This window comes from Maribacter sp., assembly GCF_039974175.1.
In the GTDB taxonomy this organism is placed as follows: Bacteria; Bacteroidota; Bacteroidia; order Flavobacteriales; family Flavobacteriaceae; genus Maribacter_C.
In genome coordinates, this window is the sequence record NZ_JBDWJN010000010.1 from 490,515 (window position 1) to 513,532 (window position 23,018).

General features: G+C 40.8%; 10 protein-coding genes. 1 reads left to right on the forward strand and 9 read right to left on the reverse strand.

Going from position 1 to position 23,018, the window contains the following annotated elements; all coding sequences use genetic code 11:
* Positions 1-59 precede the first annotated feature (59 nt).
* Entirely contained in the window at positions 60-911 is an 852-nt protein-coding gene (locus ABJN95_RS11305; protein ID WP_348370508.1) for a DUF2911 domain-containing protein, read from the forward strand.
* Between the two features lie 69 nt (positions 912-980).
* Here the strand turns inward: ABJN95_RS11305 and ABJN95_RS11310 are convergent, their stop codons facing one another.
* From ABJN95_RS11310 to ABJN95_RS11350, 9 genes are all read right to left on the reverse strand, one after another.
* Positions 981-4,091, reverse strand: coding sequence for a DUF5107 domain-containing protein (locus tag ABJN95_RS11310; RefSeq protein ID WP_348370509.1), 3,111 nt, complete (start codon positions 4,089-4,091; stop codon positions 981-983).
* A gap of 3 nt (positions 4,092-4,094) precedes the next feature.
* A complete protein-coding gene (locus ABJN95_RS11315) occupies positions 4,095-7,397 on the reverse strand; it encodes a VCBS repeat-containing protein (RefSeq protein WP_348370510.1) in 3,303 nt (1,100 codons plus the stop codon).
* A 109-nt stretch (positions 7,398-7,506) separates the two neighbouring features.
* Complete coding sequence (locus ABJN95_RS11320) at positions 7,507-9,102, reverse strand: SusD/RagB family nutrient-binding outer membrane lipoprotein (RefSeq protein ID WP_348370511.1); 1,596 nt, start codon at positions 9,100-9,102, stop codon at positions 7,507-7,509.
* A 26-nt stretch (positions 9,103-9,128) separates the two neighbouring features.
* Positions 9,129-12,218, reverse strand: a complete 3,090-nt coding sequence (locus ABJN95_RS11325) for a SusC/RagA family TonB-linked outer membrane protein (RefSeq protein ID WP_348370512.1) — start codon at positions 12,216-12,218, stop codon at positions 9,129-9,131.
* A 260-nt stretch (positions 12,219-12,478) separates the two neighbouring features.
* Complete coding sequence (locus ABJN95_RS11330) at positions 12,479-15,850, reverse strand: VCBS repeat-containing protein (protein WP_348370513.1); 3,372 nt, start codon at positions 15,848-15,850, stop codon at positions 12,479-12,481.
* A gap of 107 nt (positions 15,851-15,957) precedes the next feature.
* Positions 15,958-17,448 (reverse strand): SusD/RagB family nutrient-binding outer membrane lipoprotein, encoded by a 1,491-nt coding sequence (locus tag ABJN95_RS11335; RefSeq protein ID WP_348370514.1) that lies wholly within the window; start codon positions 17,446-17,448, stop codon positions 15,958-15,960.
* Positions 17,449-17,457: 9 nt separating this feature from the next.
* The gene (locus ABJN95_RS11340; protein WP_348370515.1) at positions 17,458-20,577 is read right to left on the reverse strand and encodes a SusC/RagA family TonB-linked outer membrane protein; all 3,120 of its coding nucleotides are present in this window, start codon (positions 20,575-20,577) and stop codon (positions 17,458-17,460) included.
* 258 nt (positions 20,578-20,835) lie between these two features.
* On the reverse strand, positions 20,836-21,963 hold the full coding sequence (locus ABJN95_RS11345) for a hypothetical protein (RefSeq protein WP_348370516.1): 1,128 nt from the start codon (positions 21,961-21,963) through the stop codon (positions 20,836-20,838).
* Positions 21,950-23,011 (reverse strand): carbohydrate-binding family 9-like protein, encoded by a 1,062-nt coding sequence (locus ABJN95_RS11350; protein WP_348370517.1) that lies wholly within the window; start codon positions 23,009-23,011, stop codon positions 21,950-21,952. The genes ABJN95_RS11345 and ABJN95_RS11350 overlap by 14 nt, the downstream gene beginning before the upstream one ends.
* Positions 23,012-23,018: the final 7 nt, after the last annotated feature.

Below are 23,018 nucleotides of genomic sequence, written 5' to 3' on the forward strand. Positions count from 1 at the left end.
TAACAATACTGACTAACGTTTATGTATAGCTTTGTGCTACACAAAAAACCATTTTAAAAATGAAAAAAATTACGTTATTCTTATTTGTTGTTTTAGCCTCTTTTTCTCTCGAAGCGCAGATCAACACCCCAGCACCTAGTCCGTCATCTACATTGATGCAGACCGTAGGGCTTACTGATGTTACCGTGGAGTATTCAAGACCATCCATGAGAGGTAGAACTATTTTCGGAGATTTAGTTCCTTATGATAAACTTTGGCGTACTGGTGCCAATGCCAGAACCAAAGTCACTTTTAGCAATGATGTGGTCGTTGATGGCCAAACTTTAAAGGCAGGTTCTTATGCTTTGTACACCAAGCCTGGTGCTTCTAGTTGGGAAGTGATGTTTTACACTGAGGCTGATGGTGGAGGTACTCCTCGTGAATGGGATGATAGCAAAGTAGCGGCGAAAACTTCAGTACCTGCAATCAAGATGCCCGAAGGTATTGTTATTGAAACTTTTACAATTACGATCGACGATATAACTTCAGGCTCTGCAAACCTGGGCTTGATGTGGGCAGACATCTATACTGCTGTGAACTTTCAGGTGCCCACTGATGCTGCTGTTGAAAAGGATATCGCCAAGGCTCTTGGTGGTCCAAGTGCAGGAGATTACTATGCTGCAGCCACTTACTACGCCAGCGAAGGAAAGGATATTAACAAAGCGAAAGAGTGGATGGACAAAGCCATGGCCATGACCGAGAAGCCTCAGTTTTGGCAATTGCGCCAACAATCGCTTATTCAGGCAAAAGCAGGTGATACCAAAGGTGCTATTGCAACAGCTAAAAAATCTTTAGCCGCTGCTAAAGAAGCTGGCAATGATGACTATGTAAAAATGAACACCGATTCATTGAAGGAGTGGGGAGCGATGTAAACCCGATTCTATAACTAACAAACAAAGCCCCAGCCATTTGGTTGGGGTTTTTGTTTTAGGGAATGCTCATTAATTCGCAACTGCCCATTCTGCTATTTTCCAAACATCGTCAGCGACGAGCCCTTTCAAATTTAATTGTTTCAGCTCGGTGCGCTTGGCATTAAAAAGGGCCAAAGCCAACATACTCTTTTTATTTGTTGTAGTAAATGTTTTGTGCTGATCAGATACCAAATCATCTAGTGCTTTGCGATCTTCTCCAATCTTTGCCGCCAGCATTCCATAAAGATGGTTGAAAGAATTTTCATTGATATGATCTCGTGTATAACTAACGATTTCTTCTAAAAGAATTTTGCTTTTTTCTTCATCTCCAATTTTCGAATAGGCCATGGCCAACATATAATCTTGGGCGCGTTCATCTGGTGTATAGGGTTTGCCCACACCAATATTCTCAGGCCATTCTTTTGAGGTACGTAAGAGAGGTATTGCCTTGTTGTACTGCTGCTGCTTCATAAGACGCAAAGCAGCGCCCAAGTGTGCTCTTTCATAAATATTTCGGCTTTCACTGGCATGTTCATAAGGTAGCACTTGTATAGTTTTTAAAACCGCAAGGGTCTTTTCAAATTGATTTAAGTATAGCAATGACTTTGCATGCGCCAGACCTATATTATAGTTGTTCTTAAATGTTCGATAGGCCTTTTTAGATAAATCATTCGCCAGCTCATACTTTTCATTTTCGAGATAGAATTGTATACTTTCTTCCCAGACCTTCCAGTCTTTAGGGCTTAGCGCTAATGCCTTCTTGTAGTCTTTAGCCTTGTTTTCGTAACTCGCCTCGGCATTCATCTTGGCCCTAAACCGATAAAAAACATCTGAATCGGGTGTGGTGCCTAGCTTGTTTAAGATGCCTTTCCCCTTATCCTTTAAGCCCACAGCAATGTAGTTTTGGGCCAGGTAATAGTGCAGCTTCCAACTTGAATTTTGCACAAGCGCCCATTCCAAAGCGGGTATGGTTTCCCTGCGGTATGGGAATACAAAATCTACTACTTCGCTAGTTAATTTGTTTAGTAAACCTATACTTTCTTCTGGTTTTTCTTCTCGAAGTAAATAAGCCTTCCATAAATCGTTTTTAGGGTTTGTAACACCCGCTGATAAGATCATTAATGCCTCTTCGTCAAAACCTAACTCAAGATATCGTAAGGCCACACCTAATATGGTTTCTGCTTTAAACTCATTTTGAATGCTCTTTGTCGCACTGTTTGTATGCCTTTGAATGTTTGCAAAATGATTTAAAGGATCTATTTCCAAGACTTTTAGAAGTTCTCCATTAAAGCTTTCCTGATCTTGTAATGCTTTATGAGTCAATAGGAGTACTTCCCTGGCATTGATGTTATAGGTATTAAAGTCTAATGCCTTCTTTGCATACATTTTGGCACGCTTATAATTTTTATCTGCTAGATATATTTCTGCCATTTGTGTATAGGAGACCGATCTGTATTTGATATCACGGGCTGCCCATCCTAAAGATTCCAAGGCATTTATCATATCGTTTTTGGCTCGATAGGCCATACCGGCTATATAGTTCGCTCCTGCGTGATAGGTGTCTATTTTCAGCACAACATTTGCATATTGCAAGGCTTTGTCATAGTTGGTCCTCCGGAACTCCAACTCAGCTAATTTCACCAACCCGGCTTGATGTGACGGGTCATTTGCAATTAGCTTGGAAAGTTTTTGATGCGCTAATGCGAACTCTCGGTATTCTAGGGCTTCGGTTCCTTCAAAGAGCAGTTGTTCGCTTTCGGAAACACTTAAATCATCATGGGGATAAAAAGGTCTTTTAAGATGATTTGCTTCCGGATCATTAGAATAAGCGAGTTCGGTTCCGTCGATATAAACTTCGATTGTATCTTCAGTATTTGCTGGAAGCTTGGTCATAAAAACCTCCATAGGTTGAAGCGCAAGCGCTTCTGTTGTAGTCTTTCCGTTTATAACTATCCGCAAATCTGCAAATAATTGTTGAAGGGCGTTGATGCCAATTGTGGTTTCTCCATTTACAATTTCCACATTCAACACGCCATGTTGGGAGACATCTTCCATACCACCAATCTCTTTAATGGGAAACCAAATTTCGCTCCAACGATCCATCATATAGGGGTCGAAACCGACCTGACTTATCGGATTCACGGCGCCGGGAAAATATTGATCAAAAAGACGACCAGCCTGAAATTCGATATATTGGCCATCAGTATCTGTCAATAAATCCTCCCAAATACCGCCAGAGCGTGATAATGCCCACAGCCATAATTTTTGACCTGGCATTTCTTCGTAAGGAGCCCATTGGCCAAAACCAAAATTGCTGTCATGGTAGTATCCTCCGAAAAAATCATTGTATGCTCCAACCACATGATATGATTTGGCAGGACCAAAATTATTTTCCTTATACATTGCTAGATTTCTGCCCTGTTCATCAATCGGCCATGGGTGGGCGTTTCCATTATGCTCTACATAGGCATTTCCGGGAATAAAGAACTCAAGATCATCGGTAGCAACTGCAGCTGCAGTCATCCAATTGTAGTATGATTCTGTTAGGGGAGAGGCATTGTACCAAGAAGCATTGGTTTCGAAATAGGCCTTATCTTTTTCAAGGCGCACTTCAACGGTCCAACGTGTATTCGAGTGCAAATCTAAATTACCTACGATACAACTTACACTGCCATCAGCGTTTGTTCTAGTTAAATAATCTACGGGCGTGGCAGTTGAAGGGTGGTGACCAATGATACCAAAGTTGAATTCAATTCCCCCCGATGTCCAGGGTCCGCGCATGGCGATATTTCGAAATTTTATCACTTCGTTCTTATAGAGGAATTCCTCTCCTGTACTTTTTTCAATGGCGCCCCATACTTTGCCCCCAATTTCTGGTAGAACCATGACTTTGATATAGTCATTTTCAAGGGTAACAACCTTCCAATTCTTGCTTTTTGCATCATGTTCGTAGGCTTCGAACTTGAAATAAGGAAAGATTTTAGGATTTTCAGCTAAGATGGGAACAGGATTTCCTTTGCCAAAATCATAGGTAGGTATAGAAACAATTTCTTCACTGAGGGTCACAGATTGCGCGTTCAGCTCAAAAATTGAAAGTAATAGGCCACCAATTAATATCCTGAGAATGGTTTTTTTACTCATGTGTTAGTTTTTTGCATTCATCACATAGGTCTTAACATAATCATTGTTGCGGGCGAAGATTAACAATTGTGAAGCATCTGCCTGCCGCACACTAGTAATATCTCTTACTTCACCATCAATGCTGAGTCCACTTTCTTTGCAGCTGGTCGCAACGAAGTCTCCATTGCCATCTCCGAGAAGTAAAACGCCTTTGTTCGCATCATATCGACCATATTTGACTCTAGTGCCGAAGAAATTCCCGGCCAAAAGAATATCCATATTTCCGTCTGCATTGAAATCTTGAATTAGTATGCCATAGACCGGTGAGAATTGCACGGGAGCCGGTAAGGGTGCCATACGAAACGTATTGTTTCCAAGGTTTTCAATATAACTTGTCGCAAAGGTTTGCGCGTCTAATACAGTGCTCCTAGACAGCTCATCAGCGGAAAAGATATCTGTCATTTTTTGGTCTGCGTAGTCTGCGTAATTAATGTATTTCTTCTTTAAATTTGGCAGTTGCCCAATAAGGTCATCTTTAGAAAATACAGGATAACTTTCGCCCATGATATAGGAGCACAAGATTGGGTCGAGAGACCCATTCCCATCAAAATCACTTACATACAATTGCACCGGTTCTTCCAAAGAGGATTTTAACTGTGAGTTTAAGCCAAAATTACCAGCGATATAATCTAGGTCACCATCATTATCGAAATCACCTTGTTTTATCGTATTCCACCAACCTTTGGAATTTTCCAGTCCTGAAGAATTCGGGAGTTCCGTCAATTTTCCGTTGGTATTTTCGAAGGCACGAATTCCCATAAACTCACCCACAAGAATCAAATCGGCACTGCCGTCGTTCGTAAAGTCGGTCCATAAGGCATCCGTGACCATTCCGATATTTGCGATCAACGTATTGACAGACGCGGTTACCTCTTGGAAATTCCCTTTTCCGTCATTCTCTAGTATGTAGCTTTTTGGGGGTGTTGGATACTTTCCAGGTACAAGTCTTCCGCCCACAAACAAATCCAAATCCCCATCTGAGTCATAATCCCCTGCCGAAACACATGAACCACTTGTAATCATGGGTGGGAGGGAAGCATCACTTTTTTTATAGTTTCCATTCCCTGTATTTAGGTACAATCGATCTTGCAACTCTGGAGCGTCAATTGAAAAATTACTTCCCCCACTGACCACATACAAATCAAGGTCATTATCATTGTCTGCATCAAAAAATAGCGCATCGATCTCTTCTGACGCCTTGTCTTTTTCAAAAATGGTCAGGTTTGAAGATTTAAACGTTCCACCTTTTGTTTGAAGCATCAATACCCCACTAGTTCCCTTAGCTCCCCCAATATAAAGGTCTTCCAACCCATCATTGTTTACATCTCCCTTAGCAATTTTAGGACCCTGTGTAGATAACTTATGTGGTAGCAGCTGTTCGTTTTTAAAATCAATAAAGTTATTTTCACGATGCGCAAATGGAATTAAAGTATCTTCACTAACTTCTGTAAAGTAGGTTTCCGTGTAGCTATTCGAGTCTTTTTTTGCTAGGCGAGCATTTTTTTGATGGAGCACCAAAGTCTGATTAGAGGCTACTTTTTGGATAGATTGCTCTTTAAAATCAGGCCAGACAATAGTCAACCCACTTATCGAATCCTCACCAATACCGAATACCAGGGTATAATCAACCGAAGATTGATAACCTCTAGTTGGCATCATCTCTTGACTAATGATTTTATCACCTACAGCTAATGAAACTTTGGCTCCTATGCCGTACGAATTGCCGCCTTCTCCTTGCAGGCGAATTTTGAGATAATTTTGCCATTGCATCGATTCACTATTGTTTCGATATATAAAAGCCTCTTGTTCAAGGTTATTCACTACCAAATCTAAATCACCGTCATTATCTAAGTCTGCGTAGGCCGCGCCGTTAGAAAGTGATTTTTGACCCAAACCCCAGTCTGAATTTTTCTTGGTAAATGTTAGATTTCCATTGTTCTCATATACATAGTTTTCGACCACCGTGGATGGTATTTCGCTTATTAACTCCATAATAGCGGTTTGTTTACCTGTTTTGTTTTCCTCCAGTTTGGCCTGAACCGCAAAGTTCATAAAGTCCATGTTGGTGTAATCACGTTTGTACCCGTTGGTGACAAAAACGTCTTTTAGGCCATCATTGTTAAAGTCGGCAAACAAGGATGCCCAACTCCAATCTGTATTTGAGATACCGGAAAATTGGCCTATTTCCGAAAAAGAGTTTCCTTGATTATTGATATGCAACATATTTCGCATCGTCTGATTATAAAAACCAGAACTGACCAAACGTTGGTACTTGTCATAGTTGTCTGGCCCAGAAACCATTTTTTGGCGGTAATTTCCCTCGGGAAGCATATCTAGGGTCATTATATCAAGGTATCCGTCGTTGTTGATGTCGGCGATGTCAGATCCCATAGAGAACAGCGAAGTATGGCCAATAAATTTTTCAAGACTTTCGGAAAAAGTACCGTCGGTATTATTGATATACAGGTAATCTTGTTCATTATAGTCATTGGACACATAAATGTCGGGCCAACCATCACCATTTAGATCGGAAATTGCCACTCCAAGACCAAAGCCCAATACATTTGAAGTAAGGCCAGCAGCATCACTTACATCAATGTACTTGCCATTTTCGTTTTTATAGAGTTTATCAGCGTAGGCCGAATTCTTTTTGTTTTTTAATGAGGCCGTGATTTGGCCAAAACCGGCATACTCTTGTGTAGAATGGTTGAGTACATACAAATCTAGGTCTCCATCTTTGTCGTAGTCGAAAAAGGCACCTTGTGTAGAATATCCTTCGTCATCAATACCATACTCTGCTGCTTTTTCGGTAAAAGTCAAATCTCCGTTATTAACGAAGAGAAGATTTTTTCGTTTTGCTGCATTCTTTGCAGCCGATCGACAGATATAAATATCTAAGAAACCATCGGCATTGATATCGACCATGGTTGTTCCGGTATTCCAAAGACCTTCAGCGAAAACGCCGGCCTCCTTTGCAATTTCTTGGAACTTCATGCCACCTTTATTGAGATACAAATGACTGCCCACCATATTACCAGTAAAGTAAATATCAGATAATCCATCATTATTGATGTCACCTATTGACACCCCACCACCGTTGTATAGATACCCGTATTTTAGCACATTGAATTCAGGGGTTTCTTGTACTAAATTTTTGAATTTTATTTTTGTGGTTGAGGGTGAAAGTAGCGTGAATTGCTTGCTATTGTCTTCATTTTTACAAGAACAAACCATCAGGAATACTATTAAATATTGGGCTAGACGCATAGTGTTTTTACAATACTTGGAGGCGGTAATTAAAATTATACTTTTTAAGATTAGTATTACAAAAAAGACCGCCAAAAAAGCGGTCTTTTGCGTTACAAAATTTAAAATATTAGTTCTTTGCGTCCCACCAAAGTTTGGTAGTGCCAAGGTCAGGCCCCCCAAGAAGACTGTTTACTGCTTCCTCTACTGCGGCCGTATTGTCGGCATACTCTGTTGCGGTATAGGTCATTCTTCTTGGAATTTGATCAACCGGAATATTCGGATTCAAACTATTTACACGATTATAGAGTGTTGGGTAGCCCGTTCTTCTTCGCTCCGCATAGGCTTCTCCACTGTCCGGCCAAAGTGCTATCCATTTCTGGGTTATGATTTGTTCCAATTGTTCTTCAGCACTGCCGGCAGCATTGTAAGCTACTGGTACTGCAGATACCGCAGCAGTGGCGCCGTCAATTCCTGCAGGGATTAGCATACTGGTGATGTAATCTTCTCCAGATAAATTAGTTCCGTCGTAGCCATGTTGCAGATGAGATTGTTCAATACCTTGCCCGTATAAAGCCTCAGTTGTACCACCTGCAGCCCATCCTTCTAGTGCGGCTTCAGCTCTCAGAAAGTATGCCTCAGAAGCTGCCATAACAATAACAGTAGGACCAGGGTCACCACCGAGGGTGTAGGGAGCAGCCATATTTGATGCTAACTCATTAAAATTTGTGGTGGCCTTGGCCTCAGCAGTTTGACCATTTTGAAAACCTTCGTAAGGAAACTCTACCCCAGCGGGGTCATCACCTGCATCAGGTTGTACGGCTGGAGCGTAGTAAGTAGCCACTCGAGGATCTTGATACCCCTTAAGAATACTTTCCATATCCGCACTCATACGGAATTCACCCCATTGGGTTATGGTGGTGTAACTGTTGGTGAAATTTAGATCTGTCGATATGGTTGCGTTATCATCGTTAGCTAACATAACCCCATCTGTAATTGCTGCTTCAGCATTTGTTTGAGCAAGAGATGAATTTACGTATTTGACCCGCATAGCCAATCTAAGTCGCAATGTATTGGCAAATTTCAACCAAGAATCGACATCGCCTTGATAGATAACATCGTTGTCTCCCAAAAATGATGTTCCGCCGCTATTTGCTTTTAATACGCCTACCGCCTCTTCAAGGGTAGTGAAAAAGTCATTGTAAATCGCTTCTTGTGAATCGTACGGTACCACTTTCTCACCATTTCCAAACTGTGAATAGGGTATGGGCCCCCAATAATCCGTTACACGGTGATAGGCATATACTCGCCATACTTTCATCATGGCATTTTCAAGTTCAAAACCTAAGTCTTCAGCGGTATCTTCTGCGAATTTGATATTCGTCGCTGCTCTTTGGTAAAAATAGCGGTAACCTCCATTCAACCAACCACCTACCAAGACAAACTGGTCACTGTCGAAATTAGGAGCCGTGGTGGCAAAGTAGTTGGCATAGACATCAGAGAATAACGAATGCCATAATTGGAACGGTCCTCGTGCTTGATCAAACGGCATGAAGTTGGGTGTATACAATGCACGTTTTACAAAAAGTGGATACTCGGCAGATGTAACTGCGTCTTCAGTAAAGTTTTTTGGATCTGTATTCAGTTCAGTAAAATCATCCGTACAACCCACTGCGGTGGCGATGATTATTATCGCTGTACAATATTGTGCTATAATTTTTTTCATTTTTTTTCTTTTAAAATTACAATTTTTTAGAAACCTATATTAATGGAGATCCCTATGGATCGACTTGTGGGCAATGGAAAAGCCTCACGCCCTTCTCCTAAAGACTCCTCGTTGGTTGATGTGGTAGGGTTATTTTGAACTGAGGTAAGGGATTCTGGATCAAAGCTTCCCGCCTTGTTCGAGATAAAGAATAGATTTCTACCTACTAGCGAAATATTGGCCGAAGTCAAAAAGGAATTATCAAACAGGTTTTGCGGCACAGTATAACCAATTACGAGTTCACGTAAACGAATGTTTGACAGATCTCGAACGAATGCTTCACCAACAGGAGTGTTTCTACCTCCTACGCGATTCCAGAACTGTTCTGCACTTACGGCGATTGTATTAGCAGATCCGTCTTCCCTGACTGCAGTCTCTCCGGAGAAGAAATTATCACCAAATATTAAACCTCCTTCACGTCCTTGAAGCGTTGATTCCAGAACACCATCCCTAGCCAAAATAGCTTCGGTAAAAGATGTTGCCGAACCACCTTGACGTATATCGATTAATGCGCTAAAGTTGAAGTTCTTATAGCGTAACGAATTACGTATGCCCCCTATCCAATCTGGATTGAAATTCGCTACCTTTACGGCATCTCTTCCTGGTGTAATAATCGGCAAACCTGTATCATCGACTATAACATTTCCATTGCCATCACGCTCATAACCTCTAGAATAGATATCACCGTATTGCCCGCCAACTTCCAATACATAATCACGTATAAAATCACTATTAACAGTCAAACGATCAAAGCCTTCGGCAATCTCCAAAACCTCGTTCACGTTTCTTCCGAAATTGACATCTAGATCCCATGAGAAATCTGGCGTTTGTAATATAGTAGCTCCCAAGATAATTTCAACCCCACGGTTCTGAATATCGCCCCCGTTTTGGAATACTTGTGCAATTCCCGAGGCCACGGGGGTAGGCGTACTAAAGATTTGATCGAACGAATTGGTTTTGTACCAAGTAAAATCAAAACGAAGTCTATTGTCAAACCATCTCGAGTCAAAACCTAATTCCAAAGACTGGGTAGTAGTCGGTCTTAAATCTGGATTGGGTTGTTGTGGATTGATATCCAAACTACCAAAACGGATATCCGCTCTTCTTGAAAGTTGAAACGGTCTGGTATCAGCACCTACTTCTGCCCAATTGGTTCTGAGCTTCAGAAAGCTTAACGGACTGCTATCCAAATCGACCAAATCGGTCACTACCGCCGTAAGACCAACAGAGGGATAAAAATAAGAACGATTGTTTTCCGGTAAAGTGGAACTCCAATCGTTTCTGGCTGTAAGATTTAAGAATATCGCATTTTTATAAGAAAATTCAGCCAACCCGTACACAGACTGTTGTTCGAAAGTACTAAACGCCTCTGTGGCCAATGGGTTTTGCGTATTGCTCAAGGCAAAGAAGTTTTCAATGGTGAAATTACTGCCTGCTCCACGAACTTGATCTAGTTCAAATTTTCTTAAGTTGGCTCCCAAGTTGAGGTCTATTTTAAAATCCTCGGTCAAATTCTGGTTGTAATTGATTAATACATCGGTATTCCAATCACCTTGGGTAAACTGTGTTTTCTCAAAGGTGCCAAATTGCCCTGTGGTATAGGTGTCATTAAATCTTAAGAATTCTTCGTCTCTGTTGACGCGATCAACGGCGGTTCGCCCCAATATCGAAAGATTATCTAATATTTGGTATTTTAAGGATAACATAGCCAGAACCCGTTCATCGATACGAGGTCGTTGTACATTGTTAATGGTCCAATACGGGTTTCCACCTCCATTGAACTGTGGCAAAAAATAGTGTTGTCTCAGTTTGCCTTCGTCATTTATGAATTGATAGCTTTGAAAATCCTCACTGCGAATATTTCTTGGAGTTTTATATAAATAGCGAACGGGATTGTCGAAACCCTCACCTGTAGACAATACATTTGAGAAGTCATCACGTATATAGTTTAGTTTAGCATCTACTTGTAATTTGTCAGTAATTTGTGTGGTGATTCTAGTGGATATACTGTTCCTTTTTAAATCATTGCCAGGTACAATACCTTCAGCATCAGTATAGGTATATCCTAAAAATATGTTCGACTTTTCCGTATTGACGTTGACACCTAGATTTGTAGCCAAGTTATACCCACCTCTAAAAAAATCCTTGACATTGTCTGGCTGCGCTTGGTATGCGTAGGTTTGTCCGAAAAGCGGATAATTAGTATCGTTTGACCAGTGCGCCACTTGACTACCATCAAAGCGGGGGCCCCAAGAAGTCGTAGCTTGAGGCCCATAGGTACCTCCTGCTCCTTGACCATATTCATTCTGAAGTTCCAATAAGTGAATAGCACTTTCGAAAGTTGATGTAAAGCCTAAGGTTGCAGAAACACCCTCGCGAGCACCCTTACCTGATTTGGTAGTAATCACAATGGCGCCATTAGAGGCCCTAGCTCCATATAGCGCAGCGGCGTTCGCACCTCTCAGTACCGAAATTTCCTGTATATCATCTGGGCTAATATTGTTGATGTCACCATTTAGTAGAATTCCATCAACCACATACAGGGGCTGGCTACTACCGTCAATAGAACGATTACCCCGCATCAATACTTTAGCAGGTGAACCAACACCGGATGTACCCCGGGTAATCGAAATACCTGCCACCTTACCGCTTAACCCTTCTAACACATTCACCGCCCGGGCTTTGGTCAGTTCTTCAGTACCTACCTGTTGGTTGGCGTAAGACAGCGATTTTTCTTGCCTTTCTAAACCCAAAGCCGTTACTACTACCTCATCAAGTTGACTTGCATCTTCTTGCATGGCCACATTGATGGTGTTTGAAGATCCAACAGTAACCGATTGGGTAGCTGTGCCTATATAGGAAAATACCAGTACACCCCCTTCGGCCACTTCAATAGTATAATTGCCATCAAAATCGGTTTGAGTACCGTTAGTTGTTCCTTGTACGAGGACATTTACTCCTGGCAGGGGAGCACCGTCGGTTGCATCGGTAACGTTACCAGATACGGTCTTTGTTTGGGCTAGCAGAGGGTATGTCCCTAAAACCAGCACCAAAAATACGAGCAGTTTTTTCATCATAACATAGTTTTTTGATAATGTTCTTAAGTATAACATTGAGTTAATATTCTATGAATTTAAGCTATTTTTTTTATAAAACATTGGCTTATTGTAAAAATGTGTTCGAGCACATTTAAATTACTATAACGATGTAGTATTGTGCAATACTTGTTGAGTCAGTTGCACAGGTAGTTTTACCTACTGTAAAAAGATTCTGATTGGGTTTGGTGAAGGTATTCTCCTTCGCAGTATAGATTAAAAAGGTTTTCTTTAGGTGAACCCTAGTTAAACTGTTGTTTTCCAGATAATTTAAAGGTTTTTATGCTATCATTATTCGTGCCCACAATGATGAATTGCTCAGAACCTCTAGTAAACTGCTCTATTTTTTTAGCGTCTGCTTTTACAAAAAAGCCGCTTTTTTGACTGGGTAATGCATCAAAGGTACCATTGCCATTACCAAGCATTAAAAGGCCTGTAGCAGCATCATTACGCGGTGTCTCTATTTCAAAATCAAAAAGGTTGCCAATGGCTAGAACATCTAGATCACCATCTGTATTGAAATCACGTATAAGCATGTCGTTTATGTTCGATAGTTGCGCCAAATAGGGAAGATTTGAGCGTTTAAATTCTCCATTTCCAAGATTTTCAATATATATAGAGGCAAAAGTGTCCGCTTTGTAGTACAAGGCCTTGCTGAGATCAAACGCACTATAGGCTTCCTTAAGTTCTAAGGAGGCAAACACATCGTATTTTTTAAAATTAGTTTTAAGTCCCGGAATTTGCTCTGAAGAACACGAAAAGCCTCTTAGCGGATAGTGTTTCCCGTCATTGTAATATCCTAAAACAATATCATGTATGCCATTGTTGTCAAAGTCATCATAGTAAATATCAAAAGGGTTATCCTCTGTTGTTTTGTATTTGCTGTTAAGCCCTAAATTACCGATAACATAATCCTCATCCCCGTCCTTGTCAAAATCACCGCTATCAATACTGAACCACCAACCAGAGGTGTTTTCAAGTCCGGCGATGGATTCTTTAACCAACTTTCCACTCTCATTTTTCAGAAAGCTTAGGGGCATCCATTCGCCCACGACAATAAGATCCTTATCGCCATCCATGTCGTAGTCTGACCAGATGCCATCTGTAACCATTCCGATGTTGCTTAAATCTGGCGCCCATTGTTGGGTTGCATCAACCAATTGGCCATTTTCATTTCTTAAGAGTGAACTAGAAGTGGGAGAGGGGTACTCATGCGGAACATGCCTACCTGCAACAAACAAATCGATATCACCATCCTTGTCATAGTCTTCTGCAGTTACCTTCGCACCACTTACTCGATTCACATTGAGGATGGCCCCCTTTAAGAAGTTTCCTTTTCCATCATTTAAATACAACCGGTCTACATAATGCGGATCGTTCTTAGGATAGGCATTACCACCACTAACCACATATAAATCAGCATGTCCATCACCATTAATGTCTGCAAACACGGCGTCTACATCTTCGTAGTCCTTTTCATTTGACCAAAACGCTTTTCCACTTTCCGAAAACGAGCCGTCGCTATTCTGAAGCAACAGTTGCGGACTAAAGTTGGTAGCCCCACCAACATAAATGTCATCTCGAAGGTCATTGTTAACATCGCCGATCGCAATGGCAGGCCCAAGGGCAGACATTTTGTGAGGGAGTAGCAGTTGTTTTTCATAGTCGTCAAATGCATTTTCCTGATGCGCAATATCAATACCAACTAAAGGGGTATTCGCAAAATGCAATTCGGATGAACTGTTCGATATGCTCGCAATGTTGGTAGATGCGTTGTTCATATCCAATTCTAGAACCTGATTCACCGCAATATTTTTTTGTACTGTAATCAATTCCTTATTGGGCCATTCAATAACTAGACTATCAATCTTTGCGGTAGCACCGAGACCAAAATGTACCCAGGGCTCGCTTGTAGAATAGATGCCCCTTACGTTCGTCGTTTCTTGGGTTTGTACCTGATTTTCAGCATACAAATGAATTCTTGAACCAAAGACCGGTCTATGCAGTTGATCTGTTAATTTTACCCTTAGAAAGTTTGATTTATTTTTTTTCTCTGCATTATTTCTATAAATAAAGGCCATGGCATTGATGTTGCTAACAACGAGGTCAAGATCACCATCGTTATCTAAATCTGCATAAGCCGAGCCATTGGAGAAAGATTCTTTATCAAGACCCCATTCTGTAGCTACTTTTTTGAAGTTTAAGTTACCGTTATTTTTGAAGGCATAATTTTTAAGTGGTTGAGAGGGAATCATGCTTATTGCCTTTTCAAGATCGATAATATCCCAAATGCTTTCAATGTTGCCCCCATCGGGGTGTTTTTTTAACCAATCTAATCTTGTCTTGTTTATGTATTCTGCCACTTTTTTGTCGGCATCTGTATTTCTGATATCTCGGTAAAGTCCATTGGTCACGTAGGTATCTTTAAAGCCATCGTTATCAAAATCTGCAATTAGATTCGACCAACTCCAGTCAGTAGCTGCCATGCCCGAATATTGTGCCACATTGCTAAAAGTAGAATTGCCATTATTCAGTTGAAGCGAATTATACATATATTGATAGCCGCCACCATCTTCCACCACCTGCCAAAAGGCATTCACGTTCATTCCGCTCATATTTGATTTCAGGCGAAAGTTATCCTCGGCCACCATATCAACCACAAAAATATCGAGCAGGGCGTCATTGTTAATATCAGCGACATCTACGCCCATACTGTAGTAGGAGGTTTGGTTTAAAGCTGAGCTTGTTTTGTCTGTAAATGTGCCATCTTGATTGTTGATAAACAAAAAATCAGGTGCTTGAAAATCATTGGCTACATATAAATCCGTCCATCCATCATTATTTAAATCACTGGCCGAAACAGCGTTAGGAAAACCTGTTTTAAAGAGGCCGGCTTTTTCTGTAATGTCGGCAAACGAATCGCCGGTATTTTTATAAAGACGAATACTGAATTCAGGTTTTAATAGCTCGGAACCCGAAAGGGCAGAAAGGCTTCCTGGGTTGGGAGGTTGGGTAAGAAGAAACAGATCTAATCTTCCGTCTTGATCATAATCTAGAAAAGTGGCGTGACGTGTTCTGTCGGTATTCGCTACACCATAACTTTCCGCTTTTTCAGAAAAAGTATGGTCTCCATTGTTTATGTACAATAAATTTCTTCGCCATTCGGGCCGATTATCGTGCAATTCTCTGCTTACATAAATATCAACATAACCGTCGTTATTTACGTCGGCAATAGTAACTCCGGTTGACCAACCACCGTCATCTAGTATTCCGGCAGCAGCAGTTTCATCTTTAAAAACAAAATTACCTTGATTGATATAGAGTTTGTCGGGTACCATATTTCCTGCAAAATAAAGATCTTGCAAACCATCATTGTTAAAGTCGCCTACTCCAACTCCTGCACCCCCATAGAAATTTGCATAAAGAAGAATATTGCTTTCTTTGTTGTCTTTTATTTTGTTATTGAAATCTATTCCTGTCTGAGTTGATTCTAGAAGCGTAAACTGCTTTATATCATCTAATTGAACCTCATCTTTCGCGCAGGAAAGAACTAGGCTTGTTAACCATAGTACAGCCCATATTGAAGGGGTTATTTTTTGATTATACAGTTTCATAATAACAAGATAGTTATACTATTTATACAACAAAAATAAAGGAGGGTTTCCCCTCCTTTATTCAACTAAAATTAACTAAAACTAACTCAACTTTTTATATGCTAGTTTCAATTAGCATCCCACCATACACGAGTGGTTAATTCATCTGGTCCCTGAGCAGCTACAGCAGCCGCATAGTTTTCAGGATTGTTGGTTTGCTCACTGGTAGAGTATGACATTCTCCTTGGAATGGTTCCACCGGTGACATTGCCAGGATAATTCACTGGTACCAATACCGGAAAGCCTGTTCGTCTCCAATTGGAGAACGATTCGTATTCGTTGAAAAAAGTGGCCGCCCAATATTGGGTATTGATTTGCTCTAACGCATTGGCCGCATCATATGGGTTTGCAGCTAAGTAGGTAGTAATATCTGCATCGGCTATGATACCAGCATCACCATAGAGCGATAACATCTTCATGGCCGCAGTGACTCCGTTATTGTAATGCGTTGCGGCATCACCACCAAGACCCCACCGCACATTGGCCTCAGCCAGCATGAATTCTACCTCCGCGTAGGTTTGGAAGAACATAGGAGCATCTAAACCAGTAATGATGTTTCTATTGGGCTCTGCGTATGCATCGGTATTTTCTTCACCAGTCATATCCATAAGCATTTGAGCATCTAATCCATTAGGAAAACCCTGTAAATCTGCCGGATCGGTACTTCCATCACTTCGTCTTGCACCTAGTATTGGTAAACGAGGATCGTTGCGATCTTTCATAAAATCAACGAAAGTTTTGCTGAGACGTGGATTGCCGTCAGCTTGAAATACTTCCCCAATTCCGTTTTGATTGACACCTTCTGGCCCAATGGTATGTGGCACATAAAAAATATCTTCATTACTGGTCATCACACCTCCAGAAATTGCTTTAGTAGCCCATGCCTGTGCAGCAGCCGGATCAACTTTGATAAGTCGAAGTCCCAATCGCAACATCAACGAATTCGCCAACCTTTTCCATTTGGCCTGATCGCCATTGAAGATGATATCAGCGCTTCCATAACCTGAGGTACCGGAACCAAGCGCGGCGGCCGACTCTTCTAACTCCTTTAGTAAATCAGGATAGATTTCACTTTGGGCATCATACTTTGGTGTTAAAATTCCCTCTAGAACGGCTTTGCCTGCTTCACTGTAAGGAATATCACCGTACAAATCAGTTAATCTAGAGAAAACAAATACGCGCATAATTCTGGTAATGGCCTTCATCTCCTCTGGTGAACCTTCTTCATCAAGTTGCACCAACATATCTTCTAAGCTTTTTACCGCATTGCCGTAATACCTATCCATCAATGAAGATGCGTACCCTCTATTCCAAGTATATTTATCACCATCCCAATATCCAGCAGTAGTTGCAATATGCTGCATCATGGTAGATTGATAAATCAAATTCGCCCTCCAGTTGTCGTATCGCTCACTTGAAGCAAACAGCTGTGCGGCTGTAAGCTTGTTAGCTACACTAACTTGGGTGGGTTTCGTAGGATTTACATTGAGGTCTTCAAACCCCTTGTCACATGCACTAAAAATGAGTGCAAACAGTAAAAAATAAATCGATTTTTTCATAACTTTTTTTTAAAACTTAACATTTACACTTAAACCATAACCTTTTGTAGAAGGTACCCCGAAATATTCAAGTCCCTGAGAATTACCTGCATTATATGCACTTTCTGGATCAACGTTCTCTATGGTACGGTTGATAAAGAACAAATTCTGTCCTATCAAATTAAACGTAACACTGTTTAAGAATGTTCTATCTAATATTTTAGATGGCAAGGTGTAGCCAAGACTCAATTGTCTAAATCTAATATAATCAGAATCTTCGACAAAAAATTCTGCAATATCATTCACTCTGCCATAATAGGTAGATAGGTTTTCAGGCGCTACTGTAGCTGTAAAAGCTGAACCGGTTCCTGCATCGGCATCGAAGGATGCACCATCAATACCGCTCACACTTAGTCCGTTCTCTCGCCCTTCTAAAGTTGCTTTATGCAGCCCTGTGCCGTATGCGATTGAATTCGTACCAGAAAACAATTGCCCGCCAAATTTCCCATCGATTAAGAAATTCAAACTCAGATTTTTATAGCGAATCGAATTCGTAAACCCTACCGTTAACGGTGGCACCCCGTTTCCAAGAATCTTTCTGTCTCCTTGACGTGGAATAGGAACACCATCTCCATCGATATCATACACTATATTGCCTGCATTATCGCGAACGAATGAGGTTCCAAAAATAGTACCGTAACGCTCACCCACAATATGTGTGATTCGTGCATTTCTAGTTCTAGGTTCATCAAGGCCAACCGCCGCGTCATCTGCGTTCGTCGCAGTAACGGTACCTTCATTGAAGGCAAAATTAACAGAGGTAGTCCAGTTGAAGTCCTCGGTACGAACTGGTGATCCAGTAAGTAACAACTCAACTCCCTTATTTTCTATTTTACCTAAATTGGCCGAAGCGGCACCAAACCCAGAAGCTACCGAGGTGGTTACATTTACAATGTCATTGGTAGTTTCATTTTTATAAAGCGCTAAGTCTATCGATAATCTATTATTAAACAATCTCGCATCTAAACCTACTTCAACCTCGCTTTTGTTCCAAGGAACTAAGTTGGCGTTTGGTACGGTACCACCAGAAACTCTACCTAGCGGTTGTCCAAGATGCCCTTGTCCGAAAATCTCATAGTTTAATGCCAATTGATAAGCATCTTGCGCACCACCTGCTGTTTCTGCATAACCTCCTCTAAGTTTTAAAAAGTTACCTCCCATGTCAAAAGCCTCCGATAAAATTAAACTGGCATTGACTGAAGGGTAGAAGTCATTGTTAGGTGTAGTTTTTCCTGGAAAAGAAAGAGTTGAAAACCAATCGTTTCGTCCTGTTACCGTTACATAGGCAAAGCTGTTGTAGGATAGTTCAAGAGAACCGTATAGCGATCCAATCTCACGTTCGTTAAAAATTCTACTCCTGTTTTGGTTTTGTAGGTTGGCAATATCTTCCAATCCGGGTACAATGAAATTACCTCCACCAAGATTTAGCTGCTCAAATTCAATTTGGTTGCTATTCGCACCAACAAAGGCATTAATAGCGAACTTATCGGTGATATTTGTGTCAACCCCTAATATAAGGTCAGAGTCGAGTTGGGTATATCTTCGTTCATTTTCACTCATACTACCCAGGGGCTGAAAGGCCGTGCCAAATGGCGTAACATTGGTTGATTTTCGCGTGTAATGATCCACACCAATTCTACCAGTAATATAAAGCCAATCAGTAAAATCATAGCGCAAGGATGTAGAAGCGATTATTCGGTTTCTTTCATCAGCATTTCTAAAATTAAAGGCCGCGAAGTACGGGTTTTGAGAGAAGATATTATTCGAATACTGTCGCTCGGAAAGATCTTCATTAACTCCTGGATTCATAAAACGTACATCTACGTTCGGAGAAAGTAGCCCTACTGTAAAATTGGCATTACCAGGTGCATCTGATAACCGTGGTCTGTTTTGTACTTTTTCAAGAATATATTTTGCGCTTACCGTGGACGTTAACTTTTCGGCAAGAATTGCACTAGCGTTCAGACCAAATGTTTTTCTGTTCAAGCCGGCATTAGGTACGATGTCTTCATTATCAAAGTCAGATACAGAAAATCGATAGCTGCCTTTTTCAGAACCATTCGATAAGGCGATGGTGTTTATAAAGGTTGTACCAGTTCGGTAATAGTGATCTAAATTACTACCGACATACGAATACGGCCTTTCGACACCATCCCATTGCACTACATTCGTACCATCTAAACGAGGCCCCCAAGATGATAATCCGGCTTCCAAGGCGGCTTCTTGATTCGCAGGCTTCGTATTTCTTAGTCCTTGACCATATTCGGTTTGAAAATCTTGAATTGAAGTATCTACCCTATCGAACTGTACTGTACTGGTAAATTCGACCCCAAAACCTTCAGTTTCACTACCATTTTTTGTAGTAATTAAGATAACCCCGTTACCTCCTCTAGAGCCGTAAAGAGCCGTGGCCGAACCACCTTTCAATACCGATATAGATTCAATCTCATCAGGGTTGATACTTGAAATTCCATCACCACCATCACTGCCTCCCCAAAGACTGGCCGCTCCATTATTGTCATTCCCTATCGGTATTCCGTCAACAACGTACAAGGGTTGGTTGTTGCCTGTGAGGGTACTATTACCACGAATAATAACCCTACTAGAACCACCTGCTCCTGTTGCATTCTGGGTTATGTTTACCCCAGCGATTTTACCTTGCAAAGAATTGATGGCGTTTGGTGTTTTGATCGTTGCGATTTCCTCACCACCAACTTCAGTAATGGAATACCCCAAGGCTTTGGTTTCTTTTCGAATACCTAGGGCTGTTACCACCACTTCATCTAGTTGACTTGCATCTTCACTAAGAGAGGCATTGACTGAATTTTGACCACCTACTGCAATTTCTTTAGTTGCGTAACCTAAGGAAGAAAACACCAAAGTGGCACCGTCGGAAACACTGATAGCATAATTTCCATCAAAGTCGGTTGATGTTCCGTTTGAAGTTCCTTTTTCTACAACGTTCACCCCAGGAAGTGGAGATCCATTGTTGTCTGAAACAGTCCCGGAAACTGTTCTGCTTTGTGCCATAACTCCCTGAAGAAGGAGCAACGCCAAAAACGTCAAAAAATAATTGAATTTTTTGTTCATACGAGTTGAGTTTAGTTAGATATTATTTGATTGAAAATTAAAATTTGCAAAATCTGTTTGAATTGTAGACTAAATTCGACCAACGACAATTTTGAAAAGCTAAATGACTTTGTTTTTTTAAGATATTTTCACAGTAGAACCAAAACGGATGTGAAATTCTTAGTGTTTGTTGGTAATTTGTAACAATTTTAAAAAAACCTTGCGCTTTCAAAGGCAATAGATAGCGATAAAACGCATGTCTTTTGCTTGCATCAACTGCTACTCCATATGTTTGTCAAAGTTCCCGATTACCTTCCATTGTTCTTCGGTAATTGCTGGACCATCAAAGAAGGAAACCCCCACAGCTCCATTTTGTTTAGCAAGTAGAATCGCTTGGCTAATATCTTCAGCACTCATCGTTGGCACATAAATTCCCGTATGCAAGGCTGTTTTTTTGCCCTTTAGATCTGCCACACCTTGTTGGGTTGCATAACCAACCCAATCTACCTCTTCATTATAGAAGTTATTATATATCATTGGTAACACCGCATCGACTGTCCATTTATCCCAACGTTGACGAACCATATGGTCTGCCATTTCTGGATAAGGAAATACTGCTGATGTTAAATCTGTATTATGCTTGTGTGCAATGGCGTAGGCATCATCTACAATAGCTTTGATCTTGTTTAGTCTAAAATTTTTCCACTCCATATCGATAGCCGGGGTATCAAAATCCCTGGGATTTTTATGGTGGAGTTTTTCAAATTCTGCTACACACACATCACAATAGCAAAAATCAAATTGCGGTAGTTCTTCGTTTTGCACCAAATCATATTTCGGCAGCAGGCCAATGGGGAGAAAAATATCGGAGTAGCGAATATAGTCTAGATGAACACTAGCAACACCCTCTACCTTGGCAAGATTTTCGACCAAACTTAAAATATGGTTTCGAGATGCCTCCCTTGTAGGGCATAGCCATTTATAATAACCAACATAAGGAGGGTTGTCATAGCATGATTTTCCATCGCGACTTAGTGCGTACCACTCTGGGTGCTGCTCAGCAATAGTATCACCTGGGCGGTTGACTGTGAACATCCAAGCGTGAACCTCTAACTTGTGCTTGGCAGCTATTGGCATCAAACGTTCCAATAATTGCACATCAGTGTTGGTGTTGATTAAGACCGCATCGATTCCGTTTTTACTATACTTTGAGAATTCTTTGTCATAAGAATCATCGGTTCTTTCCGCACTGGCACTGACCCATGTCCAAAATTTGAAGGTGGTCTTTTCTTCAATTATCTCCGTAACTTTTTTCGTTTGACTCTTTTGTTCGAGATTGCAAGAGGCGACAGTAAAAAATATACATATCAGCCAAATATAGTTGCGTACTTTGCTAGTGCGGTTCATTAATTTCAATTTTACCATCTTCATAAATACTTATCTTATTTTGTGTAAAAGGACTTATAGTCCAGATGACCCATCCAAATTGGTGTTTAAACAACTTTGGGGATATCTGTTGGCCCAGAATTTCTTTTTGCTGTTCCACTAATTTACTGTCTGCTGATGTTGCATAGTTTCGATACAGCTCATAAAGGTACCATTTGATATGTTCATCTTTCGGAATTTCGAAGGTAGTCAGACTGCCTACCTCTGCTGTGGAAAAGTAAACATACCCCCAGTGTTCGGGTTCATGCATGTTTATTACCCCTTGCGGTGACCACACCCAATTGTATTCAGCAAAAAACTTACCTTCTTCATCTTTTTTTCTGGTATAGTTTCCGTTGACAAGATCAAAATCCCAATTTACTCTCGAAAAATTAATCCTCCAAAATGTATTCTTTGGAATGCTTGTACGTGCACCTGGTGCGGTATCAAATGACCAGGGAATTGCAATTTCTACAGACCAGCCTTTATCTATATCGGAGGCATCATTGAGGGTGCCATTAATGTGCACTGCTGACCTTAATCCTTTAAAATCCCAGCCGCCTAAAATTTTACCGTGATTGCGATATGGTTTTGATAGAAACAAATCCCAAATGGTATTTAACGCATTCATTTCAAATTCGTAATAATTATGCGTATCACCATCTGGATCTATAAAAATCTCAAAATCATTATTGTAGAAAATTATGGTATCTCTTTGTTTCAAGTTCGCCCAAATGTGTGGCTCGGACAATTCTGCGAATAGGTATAGGTTTTCCTCATCCCACGTCATTTTCATACGGGTATTATGGCGTGGCGTTTTTTTACCTTCTATGTCTATGAATAGATCAGACCACGTTGATTTTGCCCAAGAAACTTCATCTGGTTTGCCATCAATGATAAATTTATCAACAGCTTTATTTGCTATATACACTCTTGGGGTAATTTGACCAAACCCAGTGGTGACCTTTATACCGAGGAGCAGTATCACTAAAACCAATTGCTTTTTTGTAAATGATAAAATCATGGTCATAAGGTCA